15 protein-coding genes are annotated in these 21243 nt (G+C 44.4%); 2 read left to right on the top strand and 13 right to left on the bottom strand.

The window, feature by feature from the left end; translation table 11 throughout:
- Positions 1-3: 3 nt before the first annotated feature.
- From CKO50_RS19180 to CKO50_RS19160, 5 genes are all read right to left on the bottom strand, one after another.
- Entirely contained in the window at positions 4-1614 is a 1611-nt protein-coding gene (locus CKO50_RS19180) for an ATP-binding protein (protein ID WP_095729454.1), read from the bottom strand.
- Positions 1601-3694 (bottom strand): Mu transposase C-terminal domain-containing protein, encoded by a 2094-nt coding sequence (locus CKO50_RS19175; RefSeq protein ID WP_176474711.1) that lies wholly within the window; start codon positions 3692-3694, stop codon positions 1601-1603. The genes CKO50_RS19180 and CKO50_RS19175 overlap by 14 nt, the downstream gene beginning before the upstream one ends.
- A complete protein-coding gene (locus tag CKO50_RS19170; protein WP_095729453.1) occupies positions 3681-4508 on the bottom strand; it encodes a TnsA endonuclease N-terminal domain-containing protein in 828 nt (275 codons plus the stop codon). The genes CKO50_RS19175 and CKO50_RS19170 overlap by 14 nt, the downstream gene beginning before the upstream one ends.
- A gap of 141 nt (positions 4509-4649) precedes the next feature.
- Positions 4650-6470 carry a glutamine--fructose-6-phosphate transaminase (isomerizing) gene (gene glmS / locus CKO50_RS19165; RefSeq protein WP_095729452.1) on the bottom strand — a complete coding sequence of 607 codons (1821 nt, stop codon included), beginning with the start codon at positions 6468-6470 and terminating at the stop codon, positions 4650-4652.
- Positions 6471-6480: 10 nt separating this feature from the next.
- Positions 6481-7263 (bottom strand): DeoR/GlpR family DNA-binding transcription regulator, encoded by a 783-nt coding sequence (locus CKO50_RS19160; protein WP_010377680.1) that lies wholly within the window; start codon positions 7261-7263, stop codon positions 6481-6483.
- Between the two features lie 149 nt (positions 7264-7412).
- On the opposite strand from CKO50_RS19160, the gene CKO50_RS19155 reads away from it, so the two are divergent.
- Entirely contained in the window at positions 7413-9314 is a 1902-nt protein-coding gene (locus CKO50_RS19155; RefSeq protein ID WP_095729451.1) for a PKD domain-containing protein, read from the top strand.
- 64 nt (positions 9315-9378) lie between these two features.
- Here the strand turns inward: CKO50_RS19155 and CKO50_RS19150 are convergent, their stop codons facing one another.
- Positions 9379-9699, bottom strand: a complete 321-nt coding sequence (locus tag CKO50_RS19150; protein WP_095729450.1) for a DUF6482 family protein — start codon at positions 9697-9699, stop codon at positions 9379-9381.
- Positions 9700-10242: 543 nt separating this feature from the next.
- Between CKO50_RS19150 and CKO50_RS19145 the strand changes: the two genes are divergently transcribed.
- Positions 10243-10422, top strand: coding sequence for a transposase (locus CKO50_RS19145; protein WP_235368541.1), 180 nt, complete (start codon positions 10243-10245; stop codon positions 10420-10422).
- A gap of 53 nt (positions 10423-10475) precedes the next feature.
- Here CKO50_RS19145 and CKO50_RS19140 read toward each other — a convergent pair whose 3' ends face one another.
- From CKO50_RS19140 to CKO50_RS19110, 7 genes are all read right to left on the bottom strand, one after another.
- Positions 10476-11600 (bottom strand): glycosyltransferase, encoded by a 1125-nt coding sequence (locus CKO50_RS19140; protein WP_095729449.1) that lies wholly within the window; start codon positions 11598-11600, stop codon positions 10476-10478.
- Complete coding sequence (locus tag CKO50_RS19135) at positions 11597-12625, bottom strand: glycosyltransferase family 9 protein (RefSeq protein WP_095729448.1); 1029 nt, start codon at positions 12623-12625, stop codon at positions 11597-11599. Before CKO50_RS19135 ends, CKO50_RS19140 begins: the two co-directional genes overlap by 4 nt.
- A 2-nt stretch (positions 12626-12627) precedes the next feature.
- Complete coding sequence (locus CKO50_RS19130; protein WP_095729447.1) at positions 12628-13974, bottom strand: 3-deoxy-D-manno-octulosonic acid transferase; 1347 nt, start codon at positions 13972-13974, stop codon at positions 12628-12630.
- Positions 13975-14096: 122 nt separating this feature from the next.
- Positions 14097-16511, bottom strand: a complete 2415-nt coding sequence (locus CKO50_RS19125; RefSeq protein WP_095729446.1) for an FtsX-like permease family protein — start codon at positions 16509-16511, stop codon at positions 14097-14099.
- 227 nt (positions 16512-16738) lie between these two features.
- Positions 16739-19135, bottom strand: coding sequence for an ABC transporter permease (locus CKO50_RS19120; RefSeq protein ID WP_095729445.1), 2397 nt, complete (start codon positions 19133-19135; stop codon positions 16739-16741).
- 2 nt (positions 19136-19137) lie between these two features.
- Positions 19138-19845: an ABC transporter ATP-binding protein gene (locus tag CKO50_RS19115; RefSeq protein WP_095729444.1), complete on the bottom strand. Its 708-nt coding sequence runs from the start codon at positions 19843-19845 to the stop codon at positions 19138-19140.
- A 10-nt stretch (positions 19846-19855) separates the two neighbouring features.
- Positions 19856-21109: an efflux RND transporter periplasmic adaptor subunit gene (locus tag CKO50_RS19110; protein WP_095729443.1), complete on the bottom strand. Its 1254-nt coding sequence runs from the start codon at positions 21107-21109 to the stop codon at positions 19856-19858.
- Positions 21110-21243: the final 134 nt, after the last annotated feature.

The raw sequence follows: 21243 nt of genomic DNA, 5'->3' as shown, positions 1-21243 counted from the left end.
CTATTAACTTTCCTTGGCATATAGGGCTTTCAAATCGAAGACAAGTCCTCGCTTTTTCAACCCTTCATAAACTTTGTCATCTTCAACCTCAGCATAGATCCGTCTTACATCACCTGACGGTAAGTTTATCCACTCCGAACGCTTTATCTTATTTGGCTTACTCTCTAAATTTGGCTTTCTCACCTGATATTCTGTGACTTTATGCACCAAGGCGGTTATTGGTAGATCTGGGTACTCAGCCACCACACGGTCAACCATTGGAATCGCTATATCCAATGGTATTTCCATCTGTTCCATGAGCGCCAAAAGCTTTTTAACTTTGTCTGAACCTCTAACAGGTTCAGGTTTTTGCTCAATTTCCTCTTCCAAAGAAGCAACCATACTAAGCATGTTTGCTTCTATTTCTGGCATCATCAAGTCGTCATACTTTTCAATGAGATCAGCACGGCCACTCCTCAAGGCAGCAAGCATTGGATGAACAGGCTTTAGCTCGTCTTTGTAAACACGCTGTAGTAACAGTGGTGTGATTCGTTCTGCTCCTGTAACTATGGCGCGAACTTGAGCAAGTGCGAATAACTTTATGACTATATCCATAACTCCTTGAGTCAAGTCATACATTGTTTCCTCAAGCTCTTCAGTAATAGGCTCTGCTTTTTGCAGCCACTGATATTGCCATAACTTTTCAAGTAATATATTCCACTGAGTATCTTTGGGTAACCTGTCCCATAAGAGACTACCAAAGCCAGATATACGACGAGCATTCCTGAAAGTCCTACTAAAAAATTTGCTCGCTCGATGAGTGCCAACTTGAATAACTGGAACCCCAATAATGTTCACCAAAGAAACGAAAAAATTATGCATTTTCTCAGCACCGCCAGAGCGTGCTTCATTTAAGTTTTGCACCTCATCAATGATCAAAAGTCCCAAAGCATGGATATTGGCAACCTGTGCCATGTGACCCATTAAACGCGTAGGCCCCAACTTCTTTTTTCCATGAGTAACGCTATAGCGAGTCCCAAGTTTCTTATCAACGGCACTAAAAAAACTCAAGCACAACTCAACCAAATCTCCATCAGCAGGACAGTCTAGGCGCAAGTAGGTTAGCTGCGTAATATTGTATTCAGGATGGTGAATAGCCTGTCGATACATTTTTAGCACCCTTTTTAGGGCTTCAGTCTTGCCACATCCAGAGCACCCAAATAGAGAGAGACTCGTTGCAGTTGAATCTACGTCACCAAAAGCATATGCCTCAATATCTTCTTGTATTACTCTTTGAAAGCCGTTCTGTAAGTGAGAATAATAACTACCGTCAGCAGGGTTTCGACCTAAGTAGCCCTGTCGAAGCATTAGCGAAATTTTTATCTCCAGTTCCAGATGATGGTTTAGTGGTTGGAAAAAAGACCTCAATATACGGGCTATTGCATGGACTCGAGTACGGCCGTCTAGCTGTATTTCTGAAGTATCAAAGTGCGGCTTACCGCGTAGCTTAGATATGACTTCTTTAACTGAATACAATGGAGGCAAACACGACACTAATGGGTTGTTTTTGTACTCATCTAAACCTGGATCATCATAAACTGCTTCCGGTATTCCATTAAAGCTACTTTGGCTCATCGTCATCCTCGAACAAAAGGTTGCTCATATCTGGAAATGCATAGTCTTCTTCACTTTCTCCGTTGAACGGAATGACTTTACCCTGAGACTTATCAACTTTAGTTGAACCAAGCTTGAATGCTGTTCTTTGTCTTTCTTGCGCTTTTTCGGCCTGTTTATTGTTTCTAATTTGCATTCCAAGGTCCTTCTGACTTAACCCTTGTTTATCAGGCTTTGCTAACTCCGCTTTAGCAGAGATCGACTCAACCTTTTCAAGTAGTTCTCCCTTAGTAAAAGCAGAGCCCAACTTTGCGTCAGCATCAGCTTTGCGCTCCTCACGAGTGATAGCCCAAACGTCCCAAAAAGTCATTCCCCGAAAACGCCGACTGCGCTCAGTTAACTCACACACCCAGTAATCTTTAAGGCTATTATTTGGTCTTAGATAAATTCGTTCAGCATTCCGTGGATCGTAGGAAACCAAAACTTTTTCAGGCCTTGCTCCATCCATTCTATGGAACCAACCAAGCTTAAGAGCTTCACTACAAGTATAGAAACAACCGAATAAGCAAAATCCTACGTCTGACAGGGTCGCCACATCGTGTGGCATGAGGTTTACTCTAACAAGATCTTTAGGCGCGGTTCTGAGCTTACCTGTTAGGTTGGCTATACCCCAGTTCCAAAGATGAATTGGAACAGCAGGAATGTGTGTTGGCATAGATTCGCATCTATCATATTTGCTCAATGTTTGGTGATTGTTATGCCACAGTACAGAGTATATGATCATCTCTGTAAACTTACTCAATGTCATAGTAGCGTCTTGGCGATAATCATGCCCCCCTCGCTTTTTGCTCAACTCAGGCTCCACTACACCCGCCACATAGGGTTTAAACTGATCTTGTACAGTACGAAAATATCGTTCAACAATCCCCTTTGCGTCTCCTCTTCTGGCTGGGGCATTTGCTATTTCCACTGCAAATGCCTCACAAAGAGCATGAGCTTTGGTGCCATTCAACTCACCCTTATCAGCCAAAATTACATCTGGTAAGCCTTGAACAGCCCAATCTGATTCGTTGATTTCAACATCGAACTGGCGGCAATACTCAACTTTGTTTTCAATCGTATTAGCTAACGCCATCATAGCGCTGACCCAAGAAGGCCCCTCAAAGCCAACATAAAGACCCGTAATCATACGACTGAAAACATCCTTAACAACATACACGACTGGGCGGCCAACAATTTTGCTCCTATCATGCTCAGCCAGCAGATAAATATCACCAATTGTCGCGTCGATCTGATAGCGGTAACCTGGCCCCAACGTGTCGGCTGTTGAAGTGCCCATAATTGGCCTTTTATCTTTAGCAAACTCGGTTGGGTGTGTTTGTTTTTTAAGAACAGTTACATCATCGTATTCTCTTTTATAAAAATATCGAAACTGCTCAACTGTAGGCACATCAAAAGGGGTAAGGTTTGGGTTAGTAGCTTTAATTAAGTTCAAAGCACTTGCGTGAGCATCAGTAACTGACTTGTATTTTTGATTGAGTAACTTAGCCTCTATGACTTGGCGAAAAATTCGCTCGTAATCGGGGGTGATATTGCTTCCTATACCAGACCGAGTTGAACGCGGCCGACCAAGCTTTTTGTTATTTGGATTGCGTTTCTTACCCGCTCCTCCTGATTTGTTATAATCTGGAAGAAGCGCGTTTTTACACATTCCCCTTTGCCAATACCGTCGGATTAAACGGTTGGCTGTTTGATGAGTGATGCCACTGCGCTCCATGATCCTTCGAACAGCTTTACCTCTTTGTGCTGAATAAAACAGTTCAGGATTATCGATTTCATCTTTAATAGCATTCCATGCGTTCTCTCTTTTCTCCCAATGTACACTCCCTTCATCGACCTCCCTCAGTGTCGACTCAACACATGGATCATCAATTCTTATTAAATCACGGCTAATGAGTTGCGATTCTATGTCTTCGATTGTAATTGATTGAGGCCAAGCCTTGTTATCATCTATATCAATCCAAAACACCGTATCCTTAGCACACCAAAGCAGCCGTAAACGTCTATCCTCTAGCTGAAAGACTTGATTAACCGGGAACATGTATAACCTCCTCTTTACCTTCATCATGGTTGTTCAAAGTCAGCATTGAAGCTTTGACTTTTCGATAGTGAAGGCGTAAGTCGAAAAGAAAATAATGTCGGGCTAAGAGGTTTCTTAGCCAGTAGAGCGACTCTCCAGGTTCACTGTCATAAGCGACATCTAGGCTTTGCGCAACTTCGGTCATAAGTGCATTAGGTTTTTTAGAAAAGGCATAAACAAATAGGTCGAAGTAATTTTGAAGTACCTCAGGGTCCAACTCTTCAGATTGAGCAGGGTATAGCCATTGAATGTTAATAAACACTATTTTAGAAATGTCTAACTCAGTGATAATAGCCCATGGAATTTCTTTCTCTTCCCAATACTTTTGCTCGAGCGCTAAGCGCTCTATGGTGCCTGGCTTTTTTAAATCTGAACTATATTTGGCTTGAAAGGCCATCTGTGGCTTATCTGGGTCGTCAAAATCAACTAAGAAGTCGGAAGTTAAAACCTGATGCACGCCCTTGAATTTGCGATGTGATATACCATTGCAGCTAGCGATACGCACAGTGTCGTCAACACGCAAAGGAAACTGCTCACGTATATCATAAACCTGAGGAAGCCAATCTAAAGTCAGAAACACTGCTAACTCTAAATCAGATAGAAGGTGATGAATACGCTTTGATTTGTAACCAAATATGCGATGAGAACGGCCAAGTGAGGACACTTCCCATGTGTAGATGAAGGGTTTGTAATTACAACCTAGACCTTGACCGCGCCCTTCTTTAATCCTCTTATTAATCTGAGACTGGGTGAGGCCTTTAAAATTTCCTGGCATGATAAAGCGATATCAACTGATGGTATTTTGAGCATAGTCCATACCGCTATATGATGAAAGTATATTTTCAATGATGAAACTTTATTTTACGTGATGAAACTCTATTTTAATCCCACATCTGAGGCGCTTGCGCGCCTTTTCTTATTCTACCGTTACACTCTTTGCCAGATTTCTCGGTTGGTCAACATCGGTGCCTTTGATCACGGCTACATAGTATGAAAGTAGCTGTAGTGGGATGGTGTAAACCACTGGGGCGATGATGTTTTCTATGTGGTTGACGTTCATTACTCGCATGGTGTCGTCTGAGGCAAAGTTTGAGTCTTTGTCCGCGAATACATAGATGATACCGCCGCGTGCGCGTACTTCTTCAACGTTTGATTTGAGCTTTTCAAGCAGCTCGTTGTTTGGTGCAACGACGATGATAGGCATGTCTGCGTCGATAAGCGCGAGCGGGCCGTGTTTTAGCTCGCCTGCCGCATAAGCTTCGGCGTGGATGTAGGAGATCTCTTTAAGCTTAAGTGCGCCTTCCATTGCGATTGGGTATTGTGAACCACGGCCTAGGAACAATGAGTGATGTTTGTCGGCAAATTCTTCTGCAAGTAGCTCAATACCATCCGCCATCGTTAAGGTTTCTTCAAGCTTGGTTGGCAGGGTTTTGATAGCGTTGACGATTGCACTTTGGTCACGGCCTTTTTCCTGCGCGATTGACGCAGTTAGCATCAATAAGCCGACTAATTGAGTCGTAAAGGCTTTAGTTGATGCCACCCCAATTTCAGCGCCTGCTTTGGTCATAAAGGCAAGATCTGACTCACGTACAAGTGATGAGCCTGGTACGTTACAGATGGTCATCGATGCCATATAGCCTTGCTCTTTGGCAAGACGCAGTGCCGCAAGCGTGTCTGCAGTTTCGCCTGATTGTGAAATGGTTACCAGTAGGCTGTTTTCATGCACGAATGAGTCGCGGTAGCGAAACTCTGAGGCAATTTCAACGTTACAGCTTACGCCTGCAAATTGCTCTAGCCAGTAGCGCGCCACCATGCCTGAGTGGTAAGACGTACCACATGCGATGATCTGAACGTGTTTTACATCTTTAAAGATTTCATTAGCTTTGTCGCCAAATGCGTCGATACTGACGCGATCGTTGTCTAAACGGCCTTCAAGTGTATTACGTACGGCCATTGGCTGCTCGTAGATTTCTTTTAGCATGTAGTGGCGATATTCACCTTTGCCCGACGCATCCTGAGTAATGTTAGACTCAACCACTTCGCGCTCTACAGGATTGCCGTTAATGTCGAAGATTTCTACCGTTTCGCGAGTAATGCGTGCTACATCGCCTTCTTCTAGGAAGATAAAGCTGCGGGTTACAGGTAATAGCGCAAGCTGATCAGAGGCAATAAAGTTTTCACCAAGGCCAAGACCGATCACCAGTGGGCTGCCAGAGCGTGCCACAATGATTTCATCTTGATTGGCTTTATCAAATAATACCGTACCGTATGCACCTTCGAGCTGTTTTACCGCTGCTTGCACGGCAGCGAGTAATGTAGTGTGTTGCTGTCTGAGTTGATGGATCAGGTGCACCATCACTTCGGTGTCGGTGTCAGATAAAAACTCGTAGCCGTCTTCTTTTAATGCCGCGCGCAAACCTTCGTGGTTTTCAATAATACCGTTGTGTACCAGCGCAATTGCGCTGTTAGAAATATGCGGGTGCGCGTTAGCTTCTGTTACGCCGCCGTGTGTTGCCCAGCGCGTGTGCGCGATACCGGTAGTACCTTTTACTTCGGCATTTTCAAGGGCTGACTCTAGGTTCACCACTTTACCTACGGCTTTCACGCTGTTGAGTGCACCGCCTTCGCAAAGTGCGACACCCGCAGAGTCATAACCACGGTATTCAAGGCGTTTTAGACCTTCGATAAGAATTTTGTTTACTGGACGCTCAGCAACAGCGCCTACGATTCCACACATAATCTCTCCATTATTTGCACGTTGTGTGTAGTTCAGCACAGATAAGTTGTATACCACGCGCTTCGATCGCTTGGCGGAGGTCATCGGCCAAGTTGTTGTCGGTGATCAAAGTGGTGATCTGTGCCCAAGGTATTTCTAAATTTGGAATTTTACGGCCAATTTTGTCGGATTCGACCATCACAATCACTTCACGGGCTGACTTTGCCATCACACGGCTAAGCCCAATTAATTCGTTGAATGTGGTTGTGCCGCGCTCTACATCAATGCCATCGGCACCAATAAAAAGCTGATCAAAGTCATAGGATTGCAGTACTTGCTCTGCTACTTGCCCTTGAAAGGATTCTGAGTGCGGATCCCACGTTCCGCCGGTCATCAATAAAGTTGGCTCATTTTCAAGCGATAACAATCGATTAGCGATATTCATCGCATTGGTCATCACGACTAAACCACGCTTTTGTGCAAGCTCAGGAATTAGGGTTTCAGTGGTTCTGCCGCTATCGATAATGATGCGATTGTGATCTTTAATCAGCTCGGCGGCCGCTTTGGCAATGGCCGTTTTACGTACCGAGTCTTGCTCGTCTTTACCTGATGCGGTGATCTCCTTAGGAAGAGCTATCGCACCGCCATAGCGGCGTAGTAACAGGCCGCTTTTTTCTAGTGCTGTTAAATCCTTACGAATCGTAACTTCTGACGTTTCAAACTCAGCGGCGAGTGATTCTACGCTTACTTCACCGTATTCATTCACCCATGAAAGAATGGTATGTCTGCGCTGTTGAGTGTTTCGTTTAGTCATTAAATAAGTTTCGTTTCGAAATTTAAGGCGATTATAGTCGAAACTTCAAAACCTAAACAAGTTAAATTTTGCACTGAACAAATTTTAACTGGAAATATTATGAACATCAGGATACATTTCCGAATTGAGGTACTTAAAAGGATAATTAAATGAACAAAAACTTAATAACATCAATGCTTTGTTGTTCACTATTACTAGCAGGATGCGGCGGTTCAGGCGGTGACACTACACCAGTCAATCAGGATAGCGGCAAAAATGGAAATAATGGCAACACGGATTCAAATAACGGCAACACAGATTCAAATAACGATAATACAGATTCTGGAACGGATACCACGACTAAGCCAGTCGCTAAAATTCAGGCAAGTGCCTTTGGGGAGACTGGCAACGTCATTCAGCTTAGCACTACGGGAAGTGCGATCCCTGAAAATGCTGAAATAACATGGCAGTGGCAAGCCAAACCCCAAGGCAGTAACGCTCAGTTTTCTAACCCCAACGCTAAGCAAACGTACTTTACCGCTGACGTTGCAGGTATTTACATTCTAGGGCTAACAATCAAGTCAGGTAGTAACGAATCGACAACACAGTTTGAGATCCGTATAAAAGAAAAAACTACACCAAGTGTGAACACACCTCCTGTCGCCGACTTCACACTCACAAAACAGGAAATTGCCATCAACGAGCATCTACAGTTAGATGCGAGCAACAGCTCAGACTCAGACGGCGATAATCTCAGTTATAAATGGCAAGTTACTGCACCTGCTAATGTTGATGAATACACATTGGTAAGCCCTAACAATAACCTTGCCTCTTTCGCCTCTAAATTTGCGGGTGAATACACCATTACTTTAACCGTTTATGATGGTAAATCGTCACATAGCAAATCAGAAAAAGTCATCGTTATAGATAACCAACCAGCTCTTAAAGCGGTTATTTCAGCGCCTTCAGAGGTTACATTAAGCTCAATGACTTTTGTTGAGCTGAAAAGCGATGGTAGTCAGTATCAAGGCGCTGTAACACCGCTTTGGAGTTTTGACAGCAAACCGAGCGGCAGCCAAGCCGCAATGGCAACACCAAATGGATTTCTCACCTCGCTTCAATTAGATAAGGCAGGGCAATATAAAATCCGCTTTAGCCTTAAAGACAAACAGGGCCGTTTAAGTGAAGCAACCCATACCTTAACGGCCAAATTAGGCGAAGCAAACAAACCACTTGTATTCGTCGACGCGCCGGAGTCAACCAAAATCAATGAAGCCATCGAGCTTAGTGCCAAGCGAAGTAGAGATACAAGCGGAAGAACACTCTCCTTTAGTTGGACATTTAAGCCATTTGAAGCCGGTTTGACCTATTCCGTTACGAATGAAGATACCGACACGGTGATTTTTACGCCTCACGGAGAGGGGACTTACCGTTATTTTGTGGAGGTAAGTAACGGTGAGCTAAGCCAAACTGCCAGTGGCGTGATAAAGAGCCACCCTGAAAATTATGGACCTACAGCGTCTATGAGCCCACAAATATCTACAGCTGCGGAAGGGGAAACCAAAGTTTTTGTGGTATCCGCAGAAGATAAAGACGGCGATCCGCTCACTTATCGCTGGTCGCTTGAAACGAAGCCTGAGAATAGCACGGCAGTGGTCAATAATGCTGATAATCGCGCATCTATTACCTTCGATGAAGCTGGCAACTATGTGCTGAAATGCATCGTGTCTGATGGCAAGGTTGAACTAGTAGTCGCGGCATTCATCAAAGTAAGTGCTGTTCAAAATAGCGCTCCAGTAATTACGGCGCTGGACTATCAAGGTGTACTGAAAACAGATGCAGCGCTTTGGATAACTCCAACGGTTATAGATAGCGACAGCAATGCAGGCAATTTGACCTATTTTTGGAAGGTGGTTGCTCCGTCTGGTGAAGTGATTGACAGTACCGCAGCTCATGACTCGAACCTACAATTCACTCCTGTAGCATCAGGCGACTATCAGGTAAGTTTAAGTGTTGTTGATGAAAAGTCCGCTTCCGTTGCAACTAAAACGATAACACTCTCAGTAGAATAAGGTCTCTCTACTCGATAACTTGTAAGGCTTAAGCACTCACCAATGGGCGCTTAAGCCTTTTTGTTTAAACGGATATGTCGGATGGAGTTAAGTGACGGATCTCCATATTGCTGATATGCGTTCCCGAAGAGTCCTCTGGACCAATTTCATCATAGGCGGACTCAACTCTGAGGTAGGCTTGAGTTGCGCCGAGTTCCGCCAGCTTTGTCTCGGCCTCTCGCAGCGAGTTAAACGGCGTTAGTTTACCTTCGGCATGCATTAAGATATGCAAGTTCCCATCAACATCCTGACCACCAGCTAAGTAGTGATTTGAATCCGCGTAGCTAAGCACGATGGCATGAAGTTCTTTATTAGCAATTTTCTCTTTGAGTGTGGCAGCAAGCATAATGCTCTCCTCGTTTAACCGATTAATAATTAAACGGCACATGTGCGTGTTTGGTTCACCTTGGTTGTCGTGAATGTTTTGTCGCAAACCTATCGTGATAAATCACGACCTACCATCCATCACGTAGGTCGAGGTGTACCTCGATAGATTTAATCGAAGGACTTATCTTTAAAACTCATCTCTCAATTGCAAGGAACGCACATGAGCTGGAATAACCTGAGAAAAGGCAGGATATCAATCCCGTACGCAGAATACTTCATTACGTTTAACTGCCATAAACGCACGCCCTATTTTACGGATTATCGGCTGGCACGATTGTTTTGCCAATCTATCTCACATAATGAAAAAAGTTTAAGTGCAGCTGGCAAACATGGGTGTTATACCAGTTGTATTAAGTAAATGATCTATCTTGAAGCGGGGAAATAGCTTTAGTAGCAAGGCAAAAATTTTGCTATTTAGTTGTTCTAAATGAGAAATTTTTAACGAAGCTAATATGCTATTTCACCCTTCAAATTGATTAGAGAATTAATTCAATTGGTATTAATGCCAGATCACTTTCATGGCTTACTGACGCTTGGAAATGCACAACTTGGTAAGGTTGTTGGAGAATTAAAAGGCAGAATAGCTTACCTGCTAAACACAGAATTTGGCAAAGCGCGTATTACTATCATCAGCTCAGATCCACAGAAGATAGGCATACCATTGCCCAGCATATTGCTGTAAACCCACTAAGAACCAAGCTAGTAAGCCGCATTGGTGATTACCTTTATTGGAACTCACACTTTCTGTGATTGGCTGGTTAAAGGCGCTCTTCCCAACTCAGTTAACACACTTCTATACACCGACAAGTTACCTTCCGCCATCACCTCAATGGCAAATTCACTGCACATTTTAGCGCGGCCTTTACGGCCCATTTGTTCTCGTAAAATCGGGTCCTGCAATAAACGATTAAGATCTTGGATAAACTGAACTTGATTACCAACCGGAGCGAGTAACCCGGTTTCATTGTGCGCAACCGCTTCGGGAATGCCACCGGCAGCAAAGCCCACAACAGGCACGCCAGATGCGCTACTTTGTAATAACGCTACGCCTAACCCTTCCATCGATGCTGGATGTGCAACAATATCAACCGCCGGTAAAATACGCGCTACGTCTTGTCGAAATCCCACCAGCTGGACAATTTTTTGCAGCCCCAGTTCATCTATACGCGCTTGATACTGTTGCAGCTTTGGCCCTCGGCCAAACAGTAATACACGTAAATTAGGATGCTCAGCAATGAGTTGTTTGGCTGCACGCATGATCACATCTTGCCCTTTGCGCTCTATCAGCTGCGCAAAATTAGCCACAACCAAGGCATTTTGTGGTAGTTCAAACTCATCAAGCAGCCATTGCCGCTCCGCACTATTTGGTGCAAAGCGCTCGGTATCGACGGCACTGTGGACTAACTTTACTTGCTCAGAGGCAACACCTTGTGAGAGTAATACTTGGCGGATCCCCTCTGAGATAGCGATAACTTTATCGTAGGCTGGGTATTTTAATTTTGACCACCAGCGTGGCTCGGTATTGTCGACTCGTCTCGATAAAATAACAGGAACATTAAGCGACTTCGCGGCAAGTAACCCCCAAGTATCAACCCCTCGACGGCTGTGAATATGAACACAATCAGGCCGATGATGGGCAATAGTCTTTCGTAAACGCAACCATTGCATGACATCGAGATCGCCTGCCATTTTCACAGGCTCCACAACAACTTGCTTATCAACGGCTGCAATCATTTCACTATTAGGCGGGCAAACCAGTACGTTCTCAATGCCCTTTTGCTGTAACGCTTGGGTTAAATACACCACTTGTTGTGCGCCGCCATATAAGTGACGACCCGCTTCAATATGCAGAACTTTCATAGCACTTCTCCCAGTGCGCTTGACACTCTTTGTGGCGTGAGCCCCACCATACAATCAAAACGAGCCTCACAGGTTGGCCGGCGTTTGCATGGTGAGCAAGCAAGTTTATCGCTCAACACGCGACCATTTGGATTGAAGGTGTTTTCATACGGTAAGGTTGAACCAAACAATGCAATAACCGGGGTATGATGCGCCATCGCCATGTGAGTCAGTCCAGTATCAACGCCAATCACACCTTTTGCCCCCCGAATGATCTCGCTGCACTCAAGCAATGTCGTTTTCCCAGTTAGATTAATGATCCCTGGCATCTGTTTTTCTAAGCGCTCGCTATGAGCGATATCACTTGGTCCACCCAATATAATAATATGCGCACAAATAGACTGATTTACTTGTTTATACAACTCACGCCAATGCCCATCTACCCAGTGTTTCTGTGCTCTCGTTGTAAACGGGCAAAACACCACATAAGGTTGGCCTTGAGTATGCTCCAATAGCAGTGCTTCTGTATGTTGTTGTGTCTCATTCGAGGCAATGAGCGAGTATTGAAACGCCGCTTCTGGCGCACCAAAAAATTTCGCTGCAGCTCTGTATTCCGAGCTGATATCAGCAGACCAAGGCGAGGTCACTACCTTATTCATAAGCCACTGACTGCCCTCGCGACTATTGATCCCAACCTTATATTGAGCGCCACTTAGCCAAGCTAGCACGCCACTTTTAAGGAGTCCTTGGGCGTCGAGCACTAAGTCAAATTGTCGACTAGCCAACTGCTTTTTAAAGCTATTAACTAGCTTAAGTAGCGCTATGATCCCTTGTGCTTTTCGCACTTTTTGCCATTCATTACGAGGCCATAGGATCACCTCATCTAGCAATGGATTTTGTTGTAGCAAGGTCGCGCCAGCAGGCTCTGCTAACCAACTCAGTTTTGCTTCTGGGTAACGTGCCTTTAGTGCAGAAATAAGGCCTGACGCCATCACGATGTCACCAATAGCACTGAGTCGGACAATAAGGATATTGCTGTATTGCATTGTTATCTGATCACCATTGGATGTAATCGGGTACTATGAACTGGCCGTTGCGCTTGCTTTAACTGATATAAAACTTGCAATGTGGTTTTGTGTAGTGCGCCATTATGCTTTGCGATTGCAGCTTGCCCAGCCTGTATTTGTTGTGTTGTTGCAGCACTATTTTGCCAAAAGCCGATGACTTCTCTGGCTATTTGCTGTGGCTCGTTACCCTCAACAAGTGCACCAGCTTGACTCAGCGGCGCACATATATCTTCACAATTTCGTCGACTACTTCCCATTACGACGGCAGCCCCTTGGACAATGGCTTCGGCAGGGTTGTGACCACCGAGCTTAACTAACGAGCCACCGATAAAGGCAACATGGGCATCACGATAAAACGCAAATAGTTTGCCCATCGTATCGAGCAGATACACTTGCGTATTTGCCGTTAGTGTTGGCGCGAGCGAGTAACGCTGACAGCTCAGCCCACTTGCTTGCAGCAGCTGCCATACTTCATCAAATCTTTCAGGATGACGTGGTGCGATAATTAGTTGAGCTGCTGGATTTTGCTGTAACAACTGTTTGTGCGCTGCGACCACCGCTATTTCTTCGGTGTCATGCGTGCTCCCCGCAATCCATGTCAACTGAGAGGGCTTTTGCGTTGGGTCGACGTGTTTAACTTCTAGCCAATCGTACTTAATATTACCGCACATCATCAGTTTTTCAGATGGTACACCCAACTCGCGAAAAGCTTGATAACTGAGCGCACTTTGCGGCAGGATTTTATGCACCTTTGACACCATAAAGGTAAAAAGACCTAACATGTTGGCATAACGATTTTTTGATCTGTCGGTCATGCGGGCATTTACCAGCATCACTCGACTGCCTTGGTTGCGCGACTGGCGGATAAGGTTCGGCCACCACTCCATCTCAACCGACATGGTCAATACTGGATTAAAATGCGTCAAGAACGCACCAACTGTCAATTGAAAGTCCAGTGGCAAATAGGTGTGAGTGACTTGCTCCCCCCAGTTGTGCTCAATATAGTTGGAACCCGCAACGGTGGTACAAGTAAAAACAATGGGTAAATGAGGATGCTGTTTACGCAGCTCAGGAATAAGTTTAGCAATGGCGGCGCATTCACCGACGGAGACACCGTGTAAATGAATACAGGCGGGTAAACGCTTACAATCGTAGACACCTAAGCGCTGTAAAAAGTGCTTTTTATAACCCGGTTTACGTAGCCATTTTTTTAATAAGATCAGCGCAATCAAAGGTAAACACAACAACAGGATACTGTTATAAACACCAATCCAAAGTGAATTAGCTGATCTTCTACGAAGACGAGAGGTTGTTTTAACCTTAGCCATAGCTACACCTTGTTATTCAAACCTGAATTAACCCCAGTGTAACTATGGTTTTTGACACTAAATTGACAGCGAGTTATACCAACTTGCTTTATTAAGTGGTCTATTTTAAAAATTGCTATCAGCTACTCGTAACGCAGCGCTGATGAGGGGCGCCGGCTTGCAACCTTGTAGGTAACGAGCACCACGGTAAGCCAAGTAAGCAAGATCACAAGTAGGCCTGCGACTCCATAAATCCATATAGATTGATTTATCCGCTCATTAAAGCGATTAAGCCACTCACCAACTAGCCAATACGTCAGCGGGACTGCAAGTACCATACTCAATGCAGATAACCACAAATACTCTTTAGCAACCAAGCTAATTAACCCAATACGTGAAGCGCCTAACACTTTGCGGATAGCTAATTCCTTTTCTTTACGCAAGGTAGTAAATGACGCTAACCCAAATATTCCGAGTAAGGTCAGAAATATAGCTAAAGGACTAAAGATAGATAGCATGGTAAGCGTATAGAGTTCATTCTTGTGGGCCGCCAAGAACTCATCATTGAGAGACTGAACTTCTATATCACGACGATTGAGATGTACAGCAAGGACTTGTTCAATTGCAGTGATCACGTTATCTGGATCAATGCCTTCAGCGATCTTTAATACCACATTTGCAGTTTCACCATCAGCATAGCCAAGCATCAATGAAGTAGGTTGTACTGCATTATTCACGGAACCAATTCTGATATCCTCAACTACGCCCACGACCTTGGCTGTCAACTTTCGCCTTGGTACGGTAACGGTGACGCCGATTACCTCATCAAGCTTCTCATATCCCGCTAAATGAGCCATTTTCTTGGTTATCAGGATCGCAACATGCGCCTCTCCATTTTGCTGTTCACGATACCAATCTCCAGTGTAATCGCGACTAAAGCCTCGCCCAGTAATCAACTTTAACCCGAGTACATCAATCACGTCATAACCCGTATTGATTACTGCTAACATGCCGTCATAGGCTTCGCCATTTGGCCAAGTGTAATGCATCCCACCGTTAATGGCGGTTGCATAATTGGTATCGCTCAATGTCCAACCAGCCACACCTGAGATCTGGCCTAACTCATCAAGCAATGCGTTTCCTTGTTGCTGATAAATAAGCTCTGAGGGCAATTCTCGAATGATAATTCGCTGTGCTTTTTCGTAACCTACATCCAGCTGTTTTACCAGCATCATTTGTTGATAGAGCATACCGATCGCTGCTATCAGCCCTACGCCAATCGCACCTTGTAAGCATAAGGTTATTTTGCGGATCCTTGCTGATGAACGTCCTCGACTAAAATCGCCACTTAACACTTTTTTCGCGCCAAATGACGAGATAAATAAAGCTGGATATAGCCCAGAAAATAAACCAACCACTGTCAATGTAATTACAAGACCGAGCATAAATAGAGAGTTGTATACCAATGTCAGGGGCTGCGCGATTAACTGATTAAAGTGCGGCAATGCCAACTCAACGATTACAACCCCTAAAAACCCTGAAAACAGCACAATCAGTAACGATTCTGACAGGAATTGTGTGACGAGTTGCGACTTACTGGCACCTAGCGCTTTACGTATGCCGACTTCTTTAGCGCGCTTTGCAGCACTGGCAATATTGAAGTTAATAAAATTAACGCTGGCTATGATCACAAGTAAAGTACTCAGCACAACGCTCACTTGCAGTGCCAAATAAGACCCACCTTGTTTCATCTCTACGGTGCCATTGGTGTGAAAATGCAACTGGGTCAATGGAATAAACTGAAACTGGATATCTTTGAAGTTCGGGTTTTTAGCTCTTTTTTGCATCTCGCGCGTCATCTCTTGCGCTAACGCGTTGAAGTCAGCTTCTGGCTGCAACTTTAAATACACATGACTACTAAAAGGACCGCGCTGTAATTTGGGTAAGTACATCAGCACATCAAAATCAAAGTGTGTATTTGCTTCCAAATCCGCAAAAACAGCAGCCACTTCATAGCTTCCCCCATCGTATTCAAGTTGCCTGCCGATAACATCTGTATCGCCAAACAAGCGCTTTGATTCTGTCTGGCTAAGGGCGATAAGATTGGGCTGAGAAAGAGCCTGAGTTAAGTCTCCATGTAATACAGAGATATTCACAAACTCAGCCAAATTTGGCGTCGCAACATACGCCTTTTTGAACTTAAAGCGCTGATCTTTAACCTTCACGATATCCGCCATTGGTTCGCCACTATATTGTAACGATTCAATCCGACTAATAATCAACAGGTCCTTTATTTGACTGTGCTTTTGCATCAGCTGCGGCATTCTAGGGTCAATCGCACCGCGCACGCCCACACCGACAGAACGCAAATCTAAATGCACTCGGTAAACATGATTTGCATCAGGCTGATGTTTATCAACAATCAACTGACTTTGGGCAAATAAAGCCACGATAATTGCAGCAGCAATTCCAATGCTGAAACCGATGACATTGAGCAGTGTGTGTAGCTTTTGTTTTTTACTTACCCGAATTGCCGTACTCAAATATGAAGTGAGCATAGAAGATCCTTTTTAGTTATTTTTTATAAAGATATCCAGTACAAAGTCACTTGATTTTTCCACTCGCGATTGTGACTCACTTTTAAAAATGACTGCTTGTAGCAGTATATTCACACCATTCAAAAGCAGAAATGGTTGTGCCGATATTGGCGATGAAAACACTAAAGAATAAATGATGAAAGCGGCCTAAATTAGGCCGCAATTTCTTGAGTGATTACCAATTTAATTTACTCATATCGCAAGATCAGCGACGGACGCGTACTCGCGGCTTTAAAGGCAAGGGTCGCCACAGTCAACCAAGTGATACCGGCAACCACCAAGGCTGCTGCGCCATAAACCCACATTGTTTGCTCAATGCGGTCATTAAAGTTTGCAAGCCAATCACCAATGAGCCAATAAGTTACCGGATAAGCAATGGCGATACTGACTCCCACCAAAATCAGGAACTCTTTTGCTAAGATATTCACAATGCTTAGCCGTGATGCCCCCAATACTTTGCGTACAGCTACTTCTTTTTGACGGCGAACCGTTGCAAAAGATGCCAATCCAAAAGTGCCCAAACAGGTTAAGAATACAGCTAGTGCAGTGAAGATAAGTACCACCTTTGAGATACGCTCATCACCACTAAGTACCGCCCTATAACTGTCTGACAGTAGGTTGATCTCTGGTTCATACACGTTTGCGGTTTTTGCCAACACACTAATCACATCTTGTCTAATCTGTGCTAAATACTGCGGGTTAATCGTTAAGATCACTTCAGATGTTGGATTAAAATAAGTAAACCCTAATAAAAACATAATATTAGAACTCGCTTCTTGTGCATTCCCCACTTTGACGTCAGCGACGACACCAACCACTCGCATCTCTACGTTACGGCCAGTATCTTTGATAGTTTTGCCAATAATATCTGCAACATTACTGTATCCAGCTTGCTTGGCGACCGACTCAGTAATAATAGTGCCTATTGTGGTTACGCCGTTAACTCGATTTGACCAATCACCGGCAAACTCTCGGCTAAAGTCTCGACCTGCAAGTAGCGTTAACCCCAACCCTTTGACTACCTCGTAGCTTGTGCCAATAACTGGCGTTAAGGATTGCGACTGTTCACCATTTGGCCACGTTGGTACTAGGGTGTTATTAATCGAGCGAGTCAGCTGCGTATCTATCACACTGATATGTTCAACGCCCTCAATCGCCGCGAACTGTTTAACTAATGACGTTGGCGCTTTTGTAAAAGCCGCTTTAACGGGCACTTCTGAGACCACCAAACGCTGTGCGGTTTCGTAACCAAGCGGTAAATTTTGCAAATGTGCCAACTGGTACTGTAGCGTTATCGAAGCAATAATTAACCCAACCGCAAGTGCTGCTTGTACAGTTAAAAGACTTTTGCGCACCCAAATCGCGGTACTCCCACGCTGTAAATCTCCGCTTAATACGCGTTTCGCACTAAAAGATGAGATAAAAAATGCAGGATAGAGACCCGCCAACAAACCCACAATGGTGGCAACCGCGACCACTACGACACTAAACATAGATGCATAATCAATACTTAATTCACGGCCAACTAGATTATTGAAACTTGGCAATAGTAGCTCGACCAAAACACAGGCTATTGTCATTGCAAGCAATGACACGAGGACAGACTCAGATAAAAACTGTGCAACTAATTGCGACTTGCTGGCACCAAGCGCCTTGCGTACACCCACTTCTTTTGCACGTTTGGTCGACTGTGCAACCGTCATATTAATAAAGTTAAAGCCAGCGATAAGGATCAGCAGCACGCTTAAACCAACACAGATCATCACCACTTGTTTCGCACCACCCACTTTCATTTCAAACGGCGACTTTGCAGTAAAGTGAAGCTCCGTTAAGGGGTGTAATTGCAGCGATAAGCGGCCTTTAAAGTCACCGAAATAGTATTTCTCCGTCAGTGTTTTTTCCAAGGCAGTAACGTCTGTTTGCGGTGCCAATCGTAAATAAACATAGCTAGAAGTTATATCCGTATTGACTGGATCATGCTCTACAGACACTAGGTTTTTAAAGCCAAAATGCGTGTTTTCAGGTAAATCTGTAAATACTGCACCTACCGTATATTGGCCGTTTTTATGCTGTAGAGTCTCGCCAACCACGTTTGTGCGACCAAAAATACGCTGAGCTTCTGAACTACTCAATGCAATGCTATTTGGTACACTCATGGCGCGACTTAGGCTACCTGCCACCGTTTCCATATCGATAAAATTCTCGATATTTGCAGTTGCGCCATAAAGGTCATTCAGTTTAAACCCTTGATTTTTTACTGTCACATCTACTTCAGCTTCGCGAGTAAACTCCACCATCGTCAGCGCAAAAACCGCTTCAACTTGGCTATATTCAAGTGCTCGAGTGCCATTGATGTAATTAAAAATAGGAACGACCCCAAGCCCTAATTGCGAATAGTCTTGTGCAATTCGATACACACGCTCAGCATGAGGTTGCTGGCTATCGTAAGATAGTTCATTTTTTGCAAACAGTGCGACCAAAATTGCCGCGGCTAAGCCCACACTAAGCCCAAGTACATTTAAAATAAAATGCTGTTTTTGCTGCTTAAAAGCACGCAATGCCGTTATTAGATAATTCACTATCATCGTTATGCCACCTCTGCTTTTTGTGGTTGCACCACTGTGTTGGCTTTGTCTAACATCACTTGGCCATCGAGAAGGCGTACAAGTCTATCCGCGTATGACCCTTCTTTTTCTGAGTGCGTTACCATAATCACGGTTGTGCCTTCGCGGTTTAGCTCGCGTAACATCGCCATGACTTCTTCGCCGTTTTTGGAGTCCAAGTTACCCGTTGGCTCATCCGCTAAGATAAGTTTAGGGTTAATAACCAGCGCTCTTGCAACCGCCACACGCTGCTGCTGACCGCCAGAAAGTTGCTGCGGTAGGTGGTCCGCGCGGTGGTCAATGGCAACGCGTTTTAAAATCTGCTCTACACGCTGCTTACGTTCACTTTTTGAGATATTTTGGTATTGCAGCGGTAGCTCGACATTTTCAAAAACCGTCAGCTCATCAATCAGGTTAAAACTTTGAAACACAAAACCAATAGACGCTTTACGTAGCTGTGAGAGCTGTTTTTCGCTATAGCCCGCAATGTCCGTGCCCGCAAACTCAAACTGCCCAGATGACGGTGAATCCAACATCCCTAAGATGGATAATAAAGTAGACTTACCACACCCAGACGGGCCCATGATGGCGACAAACTCGCCTTCATTGACGGTGAGGTTAATATCGTTTAGCGCAGTAGTTTCAACGTCTTGAGTACGAAATACACGGTTTAGGTTAGTTAGTTTTATCATTGTTATATCCTTAGAAATTGAGTTGTTGCGCTTTGTCGAAGTTGCTATAGCTTGAGGTGATCACTTGCTCACCTTGTGATAAACCATCTAACACTTCGTAATAATCTTGATTCTTTTTACCTAAGCGAATATCACGACGCTCGGCGGTTTTGCCATCACTTGCCAACACGTATACCCAGTTACCACCAGAGCTAGTAAAGAAGGCACCGCGTTTTAGCAATAAGGCATTTTCTTTGTTACCGCCAAGCATCAGTTCTACATCTATGCTTTGGCCGCGTTTAATGTCGCTTTGGCCGCTTGGTAATGCCACTTCTACCTGAAATTGTGATTGCGTTACACGGCTATCAATTTTGCTCACCTTGGCACTGACTAAGCCACTGTCTAACATCACATTCACTGCCATATCCGGTTGTACTTGATTTAAATAAAACTCATCAAGGCGGACAACCAACTTGTATTCGTTCGGAATGTCAATTTGGCCTAACCGTGCCCCTTTGCTCTTTGATTCACCGATTTCAACATCCAGCTCACTCAAGTAACCCGATACCGGCGCTTTGATCAGTAGGTTTTCGAGATTTTGACGGGCAAATTGCAAGTTCTTCTGTAACATCTCAGCACTGTCTTCTAGCTGTTCTACTTGCACTTTACGAATTGAATTTTCCTGCGCTTGGCGCTCTAACGTCAGCTCCTTTCGGGCCTTGTAATACTGTAAATCGTCTTCAATTTCAGACAATCTGTCGGTTGCCAGCACGCCTTTTTCAACAAGTGGCTTGGATTGCTTATAACGACGTTCCAAATGGCTAATTTGTAAGTTAATTTCCAGCAAGTCACGGCGTAAATTAAGGCGACTGGTTTCCATCGTCATTTGGGTGTTTCTTAGGAAGTTAAGCTGCTCTGTTACTTGTGCTTCACGACTCATCACGTCTAGCTGTAAACTGGTATTGCTCAATCTCACTAATGGCTGACCCGCCTCAACAAACTCACCCTGCTCCACCAAGCGCTCTTCCACTTGACCACCTGCGATGGTATCTAAGTAAATCGTGGTTTTTGGTACGACTTGACCACGTAAGCTTAGTGCGTCCACAAACGCCCCCTTGCTTACGGTACTCACCGTGAGACTACTCAGCGCGAGATTTTGACTACGACCTGAAGAGGCAGTGTTATTGAATGCCAGTGCCACTGCTGCAATGCTCAGCAGTACACCACCTGCCACCGCTTTTTTAAGATGTTTTTGCAATCCTGAACGCTCTATTTTCTTATCCATAATCACGCCTCTTGTTGTTAGTCGGTTAAATCGTTTTATCGAATATGTATGACTAATATCAAGCACCGTGCCAACCTTAATTTTATTAGCAATTACAAAATGTTAGGCGTTCACCATTATATTATAAGAATAAT

Source organism: Pseudoalteromonas sp. HM-SA03, assembly GCF_002289345.1.
Lineage (GTDB): Bacteria > Pseudomonadota > Gammaproteobacteria > Enterobacterales > Alteromonadaceae > Pseudoalteromonas.
Note: the sequence above shows the minus strand (reverse complement) of the source record. Positions and strands in the feature narration are given on the sequence as shown.

Coding starts and splice junctions, on each gene's coding strand:
- CKO50_RS19180 (WP_095729454.1), bottom strand. CDS start 1,614: ATGAGCCAAAGTAGCTTTAATGGAATACCGGAAGCAGTTTATGATGAT.
- CKO50_RS19175 (WP_176474711.1), bottom strand. CDS start 3,694: ATGTTCCCGGTTAATCAAGTCTTTCAGCTAGAGGATAGACGTTTACGG.
- CKO50_RS19170 (WP_095729453.1), bottom strand. CDS start 4,508: ATGCCAGGAAATTTTAAAGGCCTCACCCAGTCTCAGATTAATAAGAGG.
- glmS (WP_095729452.1), bottom strand. CDS start 6,470: ATGTGTGGAATCGTAGGCGCTGTTGCTGAGCGTCCAGTAAACAAAATT.
- CKO50_RS19160 (WP_010377680.1), bottom strand. CDS start 7,263: ATGACTAAACGAAACACTCAACAGCGCAGACATACCATTCTTTCATGG.
- CKO50_RS19155 (WP_095729451.1), top strand. CDS start 7,413: ATGAACAAAAACTTAATAACATCAATGCTTTGTTGTTCACTATTACTA.
- CKO50_RS19150 (WP_095729450.1), bottom strand. CDS start 9,699: ATGCTTGCTGCCACACTCAAAGAGAAAATTGCTAATAAAGAACTTCAT.
- CKO50_RS19145 (WP_235368541.1), top strand. CDS start 10,243: ATGCCAGATCACTTTCATGGCTTACTGACGCTTGGAAATGCACAACTT.
- CKO50_RS19140 (WP_095729449.1), bottom strand. CDS start 11,600: ATGAAAGTTCTGCATATTGAAGCGGGTCGTCACTTATATGGCGGCGCA.
- CKO50_RS19135 (WP_095729448.1), bottom strand. CDS start 12,625: ATGCAATACAGCAATATCCTTATTGTCCGACTCAGTGCTATTGGTGAC.
- CKO50_RS19130 (WP_095729447.1), bottom strand. CDS start 13,974: ATGGCTAAGGTTAAAACAACCTCTCGTCTTCGTAGAAGATCAGCTAAT.
- CKO50_RS19125 (WP_095729446.1), bottom strand. CDS start 16,511: ATGCTCACTTCATATTTGAGTACGGCAATTCGGGTAAGTAAAAAACAA.
- CKO50_RS19120 (WP_095729445.1), bottom strand. CDS start 19,135: ATGATAGTGAATTATCTAATAACGGCATTGCGTGCTTTTAAGCAGCAA.
- CKO50_RS19115 (WP_095729444.1), bottom strand. CDS start 19,845: ATGATAAAACTAACTAACCTAAACCGTGTATTTCGTACTCAAGACGTT.
- CKO50_RS19110 (WP_095729443.1), bottom strand. CDS start 21,109: ATGGATAAGAAAATAGAGCGTTCAGGATTGCAAAAACATCTTAAAAAA.